Origin of the sequence: Candidatus Njordibacter sp. Uisw_056, from assembly GCF_047730085.1 — a bacterium.
Lineage (GTDB): Bacteria > Pseudomonadota > Gammaproteobacteria > Pseudomonadales > Balneatricaceae > Njordibacter.
Map to the genome: position 1 here is coordinate 2,421,811 of NZ_CP159830.1, position 12,410 is coordinate 2,434,220.

A 12,410-nucleotide genomic window follows, 5' to 3' on the forward strand; every position below is an offset into this window, starting at 1 on the left:
CGCTATATAGCCTATATTTTTATGTAAGTTTAGCGCCCTACTAAGCCTTATATGCTTATTAAGAACATGCCAACAGAACACCCTATTGCAGACACCCAAACCACAGTTCTTAGAGTCGCTAAATTAGCTATGTAAAGGCCAATATAAATGACCCGTAGCACAACAAAAAGCGCCGCTAAGACATTAATTAAATATTGATCAGCCCCAGCTTGGTGAGCCACCAAAACAGCTGCAATAAATAGTGGCAGTGCTTCATAGGTGTTTTTTTCCGCCCAAACTGCTCGCTTACGGTCATTTTCAAGCTGTGATAAGAAGTCTCTTGGGGCTTCATTATCAAACTCACTGAACGCAGCCTTAGGTGCTAAAAATTTAGCATAGCCAATAGAGAACCAGGGTAATAAACATGCTAAAAGTATGCACCAATATGCAATGGTCATCATTTTTCCTTATTTAATGTAGGGGTTTAGGCGCTTGATTAAAGGCGGCTGTCAGCGGACCCAGTCCATGCCTTTTCTTTTCCTGCACAATTCTTCATTATTTTGTTATAAAACGGCTTGCACAAAAATTTTAATCTCATGCGTTGAAATTATACATATAATTAGGGGCCAAGATAAACAATATAACATGTTGATACAGGAGCACCACTTCCTTAATGTGTGTTATTTTTGAGCAGCTAAGGGCAGTGTTTCTGTTTAATAGGTACTAAAGGCAAGGATAAAAAGGCGATAGTGCAGACTAATGGATAGGGGTTAATTAAGCTTAGGGAACTCAATTTTAGGGCAGCGATCCATGACTACCATAATACCAGCGTCTCTTGCCTTGGCTGCAGCATCGGCATGGTAAATGTCTAGCTGCATCCACATAACCTTGGCGCCTATGGCAATCACTTCATCTGCTAAGGCCGGCATGGCTTCAGCGGCACGAAAACAATCTACCATGTCTACATTTATAGGGATGGCAGCAAGGGTTGCATAACAGGTTAAACCCAAAATAATTTTATGCTGCGGGTGAACAGGAATAATTTGGTAGCCCTGCTGTTGCAAATACAAGGCCACCTGATGGCTGGCACGGTGGGGCTTGGGAGACAAGCCAACCACAGCGATAGTTTTTACTTCATCACGAATATGCTTAATGTCGTCATTGGTTAAACCATCAATAGCCATGGGTTAGGAACCTATATAAACACAGCCAGAAGTGCAGGTTTCTTTTAGCTCTAAGCGCGAAAGCTGGGGTAATAGCGGCTTAAGTTGCTGCCAGATCCACTGCACCATTACCTCACTGGTAGGGTTTTCCAGACCTTTAATATCGTTTAAATAGTTATGGTCTAACTGTTCGTAAAGTGGCTTAAATACCTTTTTAATGTCACCAAAATCCATAATCCAACCTGTTGTCTCACCCACTGGGCCAGAAACAACAATGCGTAATTGAAAGGTGTGGCCATGCAAGCGACCACACTTATGCCCTGCTGGCACATTGGGTAAAAAGTGGGCTGAATCAAAACTAAAGTCTTTATAGATTTCCATTAACGAATGCCTGTAATTTTATGGGTTTGCAAACTCAAACGCCATTGGGGGTGTTGCATGCAATAATCGATGGTTTGTTGCACGTAGTTGTCGTCGTCGTTAGAGGTTGCAATATACGACTTATCTAACGGTTGTAGGTAGTGGTTTTCAAAATCTAAATCTATAAACTGTTCTGGCATGGCCAAACGCTGTGGGTATACCAGCTTAAGTTCGTGGCCAGTTAGTTGTACAATTTTAGAGCTGCCCTTAGGGCTTACACAAATCCAGTCTATACTAGCAGGTACGGGCAAGGTGCCGTTAGTTTCTATGGCTATTTCAAACCCTTGGTCATGTAATTCATGCACTAAGGTCTCGTTTACCTGCAGCATGGGCTCACCACCTGTAAGCACCACAAGTGGGTGGCCCGGCAAACCTTCTGGCCAGCAGCTAGCAATTAGCTGAGCCAACTCTTGCGCCTTATAACGGCCCCCTAAGGTGCCATCTACGCCTACAAAATCTGTGTCACAAAAATCGCAAATACTTGTGCCACGGCGTGCTTCACTGCCTGTCCACAAGTTGCAGCCCGCAAAACGACAAAACACCGCAGGTCGCCCTGCTTGTTTGCCTTCACCTTGTAAGGTGTAGAAAATTTCTTTAACGGAATACAACATTATAAGGCCACGTAGGGCACGGGGTCTGTGAGGCCCGCTTTAGCAAACGCTTCTAAACGTTCTACACAAGAGCCACACTTACCACAGGCTTTTTCTTGGCCTAGGTAGCAAGTCCAAGTTTGGCCGTAGTCTAGGCCCATGTTTAAACCTGCCTGCAAAATAGCTAACTTACTTTGGTGTAAAAAGGGGCTAATAATTTGTACATCATCGTAGTTGGCAATGGCAGACACAATGTTCATGGCGTCTACAAATTCTGGCCGGCAGTCGGGGTAAATGTCGTGGTCACCAGAATGGGCACCATAAAATACTTCGGTAGAGCCTAAAGACACAGCGTAACCAATGGCTAATGACAACAAGATCATATTGCGGTTGGGTACCACAGTAGACTTCATGTTGTCTTCTTCGTATTCGCCTGTGGGTATATCAATGTCTGTAGACGTAAGCGAAGAGCCCTGCAACAACTGATTAATGGCGGTAATATCTACTAACTTATGAGGCACCCCTAAGCTGGCACACACTTTTGCTGCCACATCTAGCTCTTTACTGTGGCGCTGACCATAGTTAAAAGACACCGCAAAAACATCGTACCCCTGCTGCAAAGCAAGGTGCAATACGGTGTAGGAGTCCATGCCACCAGAATAAATGACAACGGCTTTGGGTTTGGCTTTTAAGGTCATGGTGCGGCTAGTCTGTAATGCAAATAATTAAGCCGCGCAGTATACCTTATGCAGGGTGTTTACGCACTTTTAGCTAACCTAGGTCCGCCTAGGCCGCACAAAATTCCTTGCACCCACTGGGGTCTATTTAAAGTATACAAATGCACTTGATCAAGCCCATGCTCGGCTAATTGATCGATTTGCTTTAAGGCAATTTCTACAGCCAGTTGAAATTGGTCATCAGAGTCACTTAGCTTTTCAAACTGGGCTACAATTTTGTTTGGCACCGAAGCGCCACAGCGTGCTGAGAAACGTTGAATGGCCTGTATATCATGAATAGGCATTACGCCAACCACTATGGGCACATTAATAGCGTGCCCACGCATACGCTCGGCAAACCTTAGTAAGGCGTCTGTGTTATAACAATACTGGGTCATTACCTGGCTAGCCCCAGCTGCTACCTTAGCGGCCAAATGCCCCATGTCTGCAGCAGCACTGCTGGCCTCTGGGTGTGTTTCTGGGTAGGCAGCCACAGAAATAGTGCCATTAAACCAGTGTCGCAGCCCTGCCACTAAATCGGCACCATAGGCATAGCCCTGTGGGTGGGAAATAAACTCTCCACTTGGGCTATCACCACGCAAGGCCACCAAGTGATCTACGCCAGCTTCAATAAAGGCTTTAGCGGCCTGATTTACTTGGCCTCTACTCGCACCCACGGCGGTAATGTGCGCGGCAGCAACATGGCCACGTTTTTGTAAGCGTTGAATAGCGCTAAAGCTTTCGGTCTGGCTTGAACCGCCGGCACCGTATGTCATTGAACAAAATTGTGGTTGCCAAGGCTCTAAGTGCGCAAGGCAAGTGTCTAAGGCCAAGCTACTGACACTAGATTTAGGTGGGAAAAATTCAAAAGAATAACGACCAGTCAAAGCAGGCTCCAGCATTGATATAACACATCAGGGGGCCACTATTATGCCAGTTTAGAATAGACTGCTGGGTGAGAGATTTATACTAAAGATGAATAAAATTCAAGTTACGGTGCTATTAACTAAGGTTTGTTAACCCATTGAAACAGCCATAGCCATGACTAATAATACCAGTAATTCGGTTACCTCAATGCTTGCACCTGCCGTATCGCCAGTCCAACCATTTATACGCTGCAACATTAAACGGCGCATAAAGTAGTAACCTAGACCCACCGTTAACACCAAAGAAAATGACAACCACAGATTTTGGTATAGCATGAATGCAATTAATGATAACAGCCAAAACCAAACCCACTTGGCCTGCGCTTGCCTCTTAAGCTGCGTACCCAAACCTTTGCCTCTAACGTAGGGCGTATGCGCTACTAAAAGCATCACTTGAAAACGTGCCAAAACAGGCACCAACACCAGTAGTATCCACCAGTATGTGTTTGCCCCTTGGCCCTGAGCAATCACCTCGCTTAACGCCAGCCACTTTAGCAATAACGTTAACACTAAAACGACTACGGCACTTGGGCCACAGGTGGGGTCTTTCATCAAATCTAGAGTACGTTGCTTGTCACCAAAACCACCAAGCCAAGCATCGGCGCTATCGGCTAAGCCATCCAGGTGCAACCCACCCGTTATCCATACCCACAGCACCAGCACCAAGCCTGCCTGTATTTGTGGGCTTACCGCTATGTGCACGTAGTTAAACGTTATTGGTAACAAAATTAAACAACCACCAATAACAGCCCCTACAATAGGATAATAGAGCAAGGCCTTACCAGCCACTTGTGGTGACGGTATGGTACTGGCAATAGAAAAAACACGGTAAACTGGTATTCGAGTTAGGAACTGAAAAGCCAAAACCAATGCATGGTAGTGTTGATTAAGCATTACAAACATCCTAACTAGGGGCCAAATCTAGGCTTAAGTGATAGTCTGGCTGGCCGTCAGCGTTATCAAAACACGCTAGGTGTAGGTGTGCTACGCCGCCATAGGGCAAGTTTAAATTAAATAGCCCCTTGGGGGTCATATGCAACACAGAACCTAGAATTGCTCTAATTACCCCGCCATGGGTAACAATAAGCATGTGTTCACATTTTTGCGTAATAGCTAATTTAACATGGTAGTGAAGCGCTTCCATAGCCCTTGTTTGCAGCTGCGAAACAGATTCGCCGTTGGGGGGCGAGCTTTCCATTGGGTTGCTCCAAAACGCATTCACAGCCTCAGGCTGTGTGCTCCATATGTCACTGCGAGACTTGCCATCCCAGTCTCCAAACGACATTTCTTGGAAGCGTTCATCTAACTGTTCCTTGGGCTCAATTAACACTGCAAATTTTGCACACCGTTGTAACTGAGAACTCACAAGGTAATCTACTGGCAAAGAAAAACCAGCATACGTTTGCTGCATTTGAGCTAAGCCGTGGTCGGTTAAGGCCACGTCTGTGTGGCCACGGTAAATGCCATCTTCAGTGGTTTTTCCATGGCGCAACAAACTAATTTGCATAACAGGTCTGCCCTAGTTAAGCCGACTTTTCAGAAACCGAAGCTTCTGCAAAGGTAGCCATTTCGTTATGAGTGACACAGGCACTCTTGAGTATAGACAAGGCCACACCAGCACCACTACCTTCGCCTAGCCGCATGCCTAAATCTAGGATAGTGTCTGCGCCTAATGAGGCCATCATAGTTTGGTGGCCTGGCTCTGCAGAGGCATGAGCGAAAAACATCCAATCAACGATTTGAGGTTGTATTTTAGCCGCCATAATAGCTGCCGAAGTCGTAATAAACCCATCCACTAAAATGGCTATGCCCACTTGCGCTGCACGGATGTATGCACCTGTTAAAGCGGCAATTTCTAAACCACCCACATAACGCAATGCGTCCTCTGGGCTTGTCATGGCTGCAGCATGTTTCGCCAATGCCGCTTCTATTACCTGGCCTTTGTGAGATACGCCTTGTGCATCTAAACCGGTGCCTGGGCCCACCAAACTTGCCACACTCTGCTTTGTAGCCCACACAGCCAAAGCCGTGGCTGCTGAGGTATTGGCAATGCCCATGTCGCCGCCAATAAACAGCGTAACATTTTTGGCTGCTGCTCGATCTACTGCAGCCCTGCCAGCCGCCATTGCCTGGCTAAGCTGCGCCTGCGTCATTGCAGCTTGCTCAGAAAAATTAGAGGTGCCCTCCATAATAGTATTGTCTATTACATGTTCCATGGCTGGCAAATTCACCACTGTGCCTAAATTCACCACTTCAAATTGGGCATTATTTTGCCGTGCTAAAGCACAGATAGCAGCCCCACCTCGGGAAAAATTCTTTACCATTTCTGCAGTAACTACCTGTGGAAAAGCAGACACCTTCTCCGCTGCTACACCATGGTCACCAGCAAAAACCACCACTTGAGCTTTATCTACACTGGGCTTGCTAACCCCTTGCATAGCGCATAAACGCACTGCCATGGCTTCTAAACTGCCTAAAGATCCTAGCGGCTTGGTAAGCTGCCCTTGGCGGTCTAGGCCTTGTTCTTTGGCGTGACTATTAAGGGCGGCTAATGGGTTATAAATCCAATCAAGAGTCATAGTGTGTGTTGCTTCTAGTTAATGTGAGGGTTTAGTTTTTAAATTTAATGGCAACCCAGCTACAGCCAAAGTTACCTCATCGCATACCTGTGCTAAGCGCTGATTCATCAGCCCCGAATAATCTTGAAACTGGCGGCTTAGTTCACCCATAGGCACAATACCAGACCCCACTTCGTTACTGACCAAAATAAGGTGGTGGCGGGTATTGCTCACCTGAGTTACTAGCTGTTCTAGGGCCACATCGAGGCCAGCAGACGGGCCACAAAGATGGTTACTAAGCCATAGTGTTAGGCAATCTACCAGAACACAACAGGGCCGTTGATCTAGCTCCAGCAGAGTTTGACTTAGTGCCAGTGGTTCTTCAACTAAGCGCCAATGACTTGGCCTACGTTGTTTATGAATAGCCACTCTTTGCGCCATGCTGCCTTGTTCATGACTATGGCTCACTTGTGCAGTAGCCACATAAATCACCTCTAAGCCACTATTTATGGCGGCTTGCTCGGCTAGACCGCTTTTGCCTGATCGAGCACCACCTAAAAACAGCTGTCGCAATGCTACGGGAGACGTCATGGTGAGGATCCGTGAAATTTAAGTCATTAATATGTGCCACAGTTTATAGTGATCCCTTGGCCTTTAATACTTAAAAGCGACTCTGTTAAATCAATCTTACAATTTACGCCTTGTTCGCATGTGCACCTATGGGTAAAATGCCGCATACATTAAGGAAAATTACTATGAAAAAACCGGTTAATAGCGAAAAACACCAGCAACGTATGAGCAAAGTTAAAGAGCAAATCGACAAAAAGATTGCTCAAGCTGATAAAGAACAAGGCGTATCTGTGCTGCTTACAGGTAACGGTAAAGGCAAAAGCAGTTCTGCCTTTGGCATGCTGGCACGTAGCTTAGGCTATGGCCATAATTGCGCCGTAGTACAGTTTATTAAAGGAGAGTGGGAATGTGGTGAAGAGCTATTTTTTAGCCAACTGCCTTTGGTTTCCTACCACGCTATGGGGGCTGGCTTTACTTGGGAAACCCAGAACCTAGAAAAAGATAAAGCGGCGGCTGAAAAGGCTTGGAGCTTGGCTGCAACGTTATTAGCTGACCCTAAAATTAATTTTTTAATGTTAGATGAACTCACCTACATGTTTACCCAAGGCTGGTTAGACCTCGAAAAAGTGACCCAAGCCATACTTGAACGGCCTGCTAACATGAACCTTGTTATTACAGGGCGGGGTGCGCCAGAAGGGTTAATTGCCGCCTGTGATACTGTAAGCGAAGTGAAAGACATTAAACACGCATTTAGAAATGGTATCAAAGCTCAGCGCGGTATTGAATTTTAAAGTAAACGTTAACCTCAATCGATTGTTTTGGAACTTCCACATTAATACTGAACTTGAGCCACTGCTGGCACAAATAGCTAACCAGCACGAACCTAGCCTTAAGCGCTTATACCAACTCACTAATGCGAATCTATTTGCGCTTGCCTTACGTATATTACAACAAAGGGACTTAGCGGAAGATTGTTTGCAGTTGGCGTTTGTAAAGGTGTGGCACAATTCGCAACAATTTAATGCCACTAAAGCCAAACCGATCACTTGGCTTAACGCAATTGTGCGCAACCAAGCGTTAGATTTATTGCGTAAAAACAAACACCAAAAAATGCATGACACTAGCGATGAAACCCTAGCGCAGCTGGCGGACCAAAGCCCGAGCCAAGAAAAACAAGTTAGTCTGGCACAAGAACAACGGGCAATTCATACCTGTTTAGCACAACTAAAAGAGAACCAACGCCAGTGTTTACAGCTGGCTTATTTTGACGGGTTAGCTCACCCTCAGGTGGCTGCCCAACTTAACCTGCCTTTGGGCAGTGTTAAAACTTGGATTAGGCGTGGGTTATTGGGATTAAGAGAATGTCTGACACATATAATTTAAGCCAACTAGATGATATTGATTTAGCCGCTGCTGAATATGCCTTGGGTAGCCTTGATGCGCAGCAAAAGGCTGCATTTGAAGCCTTATTGGCCGTTAGCCACGACACTCAAGTTAAGGTAGCCCAATGGCAGCAACACGTGCAAACAGGTTTACATGACTTTAAACCTGTGGCTGCACCTAAAACTCTATGGCCCCGCATTGCAGACCAACTAGGGCATCAACCCCCTTGGCAGCATTGGCTTAATAGTCTAAAACTTTGGCAAGCTGTTAGCGCTTCAGCTTTAGCTTTATCTTTAGTGATGGCATTATCACCATGGACTGGCATTGTGAGTATAGACCAGCAAAAGGTTAACCTATCAGCGCTACCCTACGCCTCACCAGATTTAAATTACGTCATGTACAATACTGATAATGACCCAGCCTGGATCATTAATGCCTCTATAGCGCAGCAGCACGTGTCTGTAGACACCATCGCACCAGACCTTTTAGGCGCCAGCGAAGTATGTGAGCTTTGGTTGATCGTCGATTCACAAGAGCCTATTTCACTTGGCATATTGCCTAAAAAAGGCCGCATACAGGTTACATTAAATGAGCAAATTACTTCTTTACCAAGCTGGCAAAAGTTAATGCAAGAAGGCAAAGTTGTGATCAGTATTGAAGGTATTGAGGGTGCTAACAGTGGTTATGACATGGGCCCAGTAGTGTCTGAAGGGCCATGGGTTAGGGCTGCGGCAGGGCCAATTATAAGTATTTAAATTAGTGTTCAAACCACTACAGCAAACTGTACTTTTTAGACATAAAAAATGGCCTGAGTCACCCCAGGCCATAAAATCGCCACTAATACTGTGGAAAGCAATGTCACTTTACCTACAGCTATTCAACCTGCCAAGTAAATGGCTTAGAATTCAGAATAGTTCCTAGGTTTTTTTAATACACTTACATTTATACGTTCATTTACACCTATACTTAGCTTCATAGCTATTTTGAGATTTATACCATGACGATTGCACTATTTTTTGGTTCTACTACTGGCAACACAGAAGACATTGCCGACCAAATTCGTGACATCTTAGGTTCTGATAAAGTTGACATCTACAACGTAGCTGATGATTCTGTAAGTCTAATGCTAGAGTACGACACCGTTATTTGCGGCATTCCAACTTGGGACTATGGTGAGCTCCAAGCTGATTGGGAAGATATTTGGGACGAGATAGACGCGTTAGATCTAACAGGCATGCAAGTGGCTTTTTTTGGGTGTGGTGACCAAGTGGGTTACCCCGAATGGTACCAAGACGCTATGGGGCTATTACATGACAAATGCCTAGGCCTAGGCGCTACTGCCATTGGCTATTGGCCAACTGCTGGCTACGAGTTTGAAGTGTCTAAAGCCACTACTGCTGATGGTAGCCAATTTATAGGCTTAGCTGTAGACGAAGACGGCCAACACGAACTCACAGACCGGCGCGTTAATGCCTGGTGCCAGCAACTATTAGAAGAAATAAATGAGGCCTAGTTATGCATTCTAGTGGGCCTTTATCAGGCTATCGGGTCATTGAACTAGGGCAGTTACTTGCAGGCCCCTTTGCAGGCTGCATGCTGGGTTATTTTGGTGCTGAAGTCATCAAAATTGAATCTCCACATGGGGGTGACCCCATACGAAATTGGCGGCAGATGAAAGATGGCACCTCTTTGTGGTGGTATTCATTAGCTAGAAATAAAAAATCAGTCACTATAGATCTAAAAACAAAAGCGGGCATTGCCCTAGTTAAACAACTGATTAACTCTGCCGACATTGTGATTGAAAACTTTCGTCCAGGGGTGGTAGAAAACTGGGGTATTGGGCCTGATGAATTTAACCAATCAAACCCAAAGCTGGTTTATGCTCGCATCTCTGGCTATGGCCAAACAGGCCCCTATGCTAGCAAACCTGGCTTTGCCTCAGTGTGTGAAGGCATTAGCGGTTTTCGCTATGTAAACGGTCATCCAGAACAAGCACCAGTGAGGCCTAACCTTAGTATTGGCGACACCATTTCTGGCATTCACGCTGCACTAGGTATCTGTTTAGCGCTGCTTGAACAAAAAAATAGTGGCACAGGCCAAGTAGTAGACGTGGCCTTGTACGAATCTATGTTTAATTTAATGGAAGCGGTCATCCCAGAATACGATGGTGCCAATGTTATTCGGCAACCCTCTGGCAGCACTGTTACTGGCATTGTGCCCACCAACACCTACCGCTGCTTAGACGGCAAGTATGTGGTGATTGGAGGTAATGGAGACTCTATATTTCAGCGATTAATGACCGCTGCTGGCTACCCAGAAATGGCTCAAGACCCCGCACTGTCATCTAATGCAGGCCGCGTAGAACATGAAGCCAAAATAGACCAGGCACTGAGCTCTTGGTGTGCAGAAAATGATTCTAGCTACATTTTGCATATTCTTGATATAAACAAGGTGCCAGGTGGGCCCATTTATAACGTAGAAGACATGGTTAATGATGAGCACTTTAATGCCCGCGGGTTATTCGAAAACGTGCAAATTAATGGCGAAACATTAAAAATTCCTGCTATTTTACCAAAGCTCAACAAAACCCCAGGTGCCACACTCTGGCCCGGGCCAGAGCTCGGTAGCCACAATCACCAGGTGTTAAGTGAGTTATTGGGTTTGTCTGCTGTGCAGTTAGCGCAGCTTGCTAAAGATGGCGTTATAAACAAACCACATTAAAGCTAATACCTGCAGCCCTAATGCCCAAAACCATGCAGTGGCATAGGCTGTTTGTGGGTATACACCCATGGCATCTGCAGGCCATAAGTTAATCACTATACCTAAACCCCACTGGCACAAAAAAGCCACAACAAATACACACAGGTTTAGGCTGGTGTTAGTGCGCCCTACTAAGTCTTTAGGGACAGATTGAGACAAATAAGCGTACATAAGCACCCCAGAAGTACCAAAAAAGCCACTTAGCCCCCACCATAAATGATGCCACTGGCTCCATTCATTTATAATTACCCATTGGCTTAGCATGTAAACTAGCATGCCTGAAACGCTGACCACATAGGCATTCACACCAAAGCGCTGTAGGCTTGCTGCAAGCCAGCCTAAAACAACAAACCCGGCAGTCATAGAAACAGCCATGGTAAGAATAATCTGCGCCGATTCTGTGTTAGATAATGCTAAATAGTCTCTCAACCAGTACCCAGACCACAAGCCAACAAAAGCGCCAAAAACACCCTGAGTTGCTACTGATATGGGCGCCATTTGGTAGAAGCTAGGGCTTTTAACCACCTGCCATAGCTCTGCTAGTTGCTGCTTTAAACCCTGCCCATTAGAACTGATTTCATACTTAGGTACCAAGCTATAAACCAGCACGCTGGCCAAAACAGAGGCCACTGCCATACCCTGAAATAGCAGCCTCCAATCACCCCAGGTTAAAAACCATTGCACAGGCGTTGACGCCGAGATCACACCTAAGCCACCCGCCATTAATTGCAAACCGTTTACTAAAGGCAGTTTTTCTGAAGGCAAAAGGTTGGCATAGGCGGTAAATGCAGCCATTAAACAGGCTGATACACCAATACCAATAAGCCCACGCCCTATTAGCAACCCTACAGCAGAATCTGCAGAGGCAAATACTAATGAACCCAGTGCTGCAATTAACAAAAGAGCGGCGCTAACTTTGCGGCTTTCATAACGGTCTAGCAATAACCCTAAGGGCAACTGACACAAAGCAAACGTTAATAAATAGGCACTACTCACCAAACCCATTTGATTAGCATTTAAACCAAACTCTTGCACCAAATCTGGCGCAATAGCTACGTTTACAACACGGTACAAAAACGATAAAAAGTAACCAAAAGCAAAGGGCAAAAACAATTTAAACAACATAGGCCTACCTCTAGCAGAGACATTCACACACTGCATACATTAAGATATATCAAAAACTAAAAAAGCCCCTAAAATGAGGGGCTTGTAATGTAACACTTAATTGAAATCTATCAAGCTTCTATTAAAAGATTAGTTTACATAAAAATCAATAAATGATTAACGAGTTAGTTGCATAACATAATGATTTTAGTAGAATAAATACACAACCAACACAATCTTA

At 45.2% G+C, this 12,410-nt stretch carries 15 protein-coding genes and 1 pseudogene; 5 read left to right on the forward strand and 11 right to left on the reverse strand.

The features are described 5' to 3' along the window. Window positions 1–47 precede the first annotated feature (47 nt). The 10 genes and pseudogenes from ABXT60_RS11615 to cobU form a co-directional block, all read right to left on the reverse strand. Window positions 48–437, reverse strand: a complete 390-nt coding sequence (locus tag ABXT60_RS11615; RefSeq protein ID WP_443630304.1) for an MAPEG family protein — start codon at window positions 435–437, stop codon at window positions 48–50. A 312-nt stretch (window positions 438–749) separates the two neighbouring features. Beyond that, window positions 750–1,163, reverse strand: a complete 414-nt coding sequence (locus ABXT60_RS11620; protein ID WP_443630305.1) for a CoA-binding protein — start codon at window positions 1,161–1,163, stop codon at window positions 750–752. A gap of 3 nt (window positions 1,164–1,166) precedes the next feature. Continuing rightward, window positions 1,167–1,523: a 6-carboxytetrahydropterin synthase QueD gene (gene queD / locus ABXT60_RS11625; RefSeq protein WP_046483914.1), complete on the reverse strand. Its 357-nt coding sequence runs from the start codon at window positions 1,521–1,523 to the stop codon at window positions 1,167–1,169. Then, window positions 1,523–2,173 (reverse strand): 7-carboxy-7-deazaguanine synthase, encoded by a 651-nt coding sequence (queE, locus tag ABXT60_RS11630; RefSeq protein WP_443630306.1) that lies wholly within the window; start codon window positions 2,171–2,173, stop codon window positions 1,523–1,525. The genes queD and queE overlap by 1 nt, the downstream gene beginning before the upstream one ends. Further along, window positions 2,173–2,862 (reverse strand): annotated as a pseudogene (gene queC, locus ABXT60_RS11635) (7-cyano-7-deazaguanine synthase QueC); the annotation flags it as partial. The pseudogene queC and the gene queE, both read right to left, overlap by 1 nt. A gap of 47 nt (window positions 2,863–2,909) precedes the next feature. Next, the gene (locus ABXT60_RS11640) at window positions 2,910–3,755 is read right to left on the reverse strand and encodes a methylenetetrahydrofolate reductase (RefSeq protein ID WP_443630307.1); all 846 of its coding nucleotides are present in this window, start codon (window positions 3,753–3,755) and stop codon (window positions 2,910–2,912) included. 129 nt (window positions 3,756–3,884) lie between these two features. Beyond that, window positions 3,885–4,688: an adenosylcobinamide-GDP ribazoletransferase gene (locus tag ABXT60_RS11645; protein ID WP_443630308.1), complete on the reverse strand. Its 804-nt coding sequence runs from the start codon at window positions 4,686–4,688 to the stop codon at window positions 3,885–3,887. Between the two features lie 10 nt (window positions 4,689–4,698). Beyond that, window positions 4,699–5,301: a histidine phosphatase family protein gene (locus ABXT60_RS11650; protein ID WP_443630309.1), complete on the reverse strand. Its 603-nt coding sequence runs from the start codon at window positions 5,299–5,301 to the stop codon at window positions 4,699–4,701. Between the two features lie 16 nt (window positions 5,302–5,317). Then, the gene (gene cobT, locus ABXT60_RS11655; RefSeq protein ID WP_443630310.1) at window positions 5,318–6,373 is read right to left on the reverse strand and encodes a nicotinate-nucleotide--dimethylbenzimidazole phosphoribosyltransferase; all 1,056 of its coding nucleotides are present in this window, start codon (window positions 6,371–6,373) and stop codon (window positions 5,318–5,320) included. Between the two features lie 18 nt (window positions 6,374–6,391). After that, window positions 6,392–6,943 (reverse strand): bifunctional adenosylcobinamide kinase/adenosylcobinamide-phosphate guanylyltransferase, encoded by a 552-nt coding sequence (cobU, locus tag ABXT60_RS11660; RefSeq protein ID WP_443630311.1) that lies wholly within the window; start codon window positions 6,941–6,943, stop codon window positions 6,392–6,394. A 164-nt stretch (window positions 6,944–7,107) separates the two neighbouring features. On the opposite strand from cobU, the gene cobO reads away from it, so the two are divergent. The 5 genes from cobO to ABXT60_RS11685 all read left to right on the forward strand — a co-directional run bounded on the left by cobO (window position 7,108) and on the right by ABXT60_RS11685 (window position 11,026). Next, window positions 7,108–7,713 (forward strand): cob(I)yrinic acid a,c-diamide adenosyltransferase, encoded by a 606-nt coding sequence (gene cobO, locus ABXT60_RS11665; RefSeq protein ID WP_443630312.1) that lies wholly within the window; start codon window positions 7,108–7,110, stop codon window positions 7,711–7,713. After that, window positions 7,703–8,305 (forward strand): sigma-70 family RNA polymerase sigma factor, encoded by a 603-nt coding sequence (locus ABXT60_RS11670; protein WP_443630313.1) that lies wholly within the window; start codon window positions 7,703–7,705, stop codon window positions 8,303–8,305. Before cobO ends, ABXT60_RS11670 begins: the two co-directional genes overlap by 11 nt. Continuing rightward, window positions 8,284–9,060 carry an anti-sigma factor gene (locus ABXT60_RS11675; RefSeq protein WP_443630314.1) on the forward strand — a complete coding sequence of 259 codons (777 nt, stop codon included), beginning with the start codon at window positions 8,284–8,286 and terminating at the stop codon, window positions 9,058–9,060. Before ABXT60_RS11670 ends, ABXT60_RS11675 begins: the two co-directional genes overlap by 22 nt. Before the next feature lie 242 nt (window positions 9,061–9,302). After that, a complete protein-coding gene (gene fldB, locus ABXT60_RS11680; RefSeq protein WP_443630315.1) occupies window positions 9,303–9,818 on the forward strand; it encodes a flavodoxin FldB in 516 nt (171 codons plus the stop codon). A 2-nt stretch (window positions 9,819–9,820) separates the two neighbouring features. After that, window positions 9,821–11,026: a CaiB/BaiF CoA transferase family protein gene (locus ABXT60_RS11685; protein ID WP_443630316.1), complete on the forward strand. Its 1,206-nt coding sequence runs from the start codon at window positions 9,821–9,823 to the stop codon at window positions 11,024–11,026. On the opposite strand, the gene ABXT60_RS11690 is transcribed toward ABXT60_RS11685, so the two are convergent. Beyond that, window positions 10,982–12,190 carry an MFS transporter gene (locus tag ABXT60_RS11690; protein WP_443630317.1) on the reverse strand — a complete coding sequence of 403 codons (1,209 nt, stop codon included), beginning with the start codon at window positions 12,188–12,190 and terminating at the stop codon, window positions 10,982–10,984. The genes ABXT60_RS11685 and ABXT60_RS11690 overlap by 45 nt on opposite strands. Window positions 12,191–12,410 lie beyond the last annotated feature (220 nt).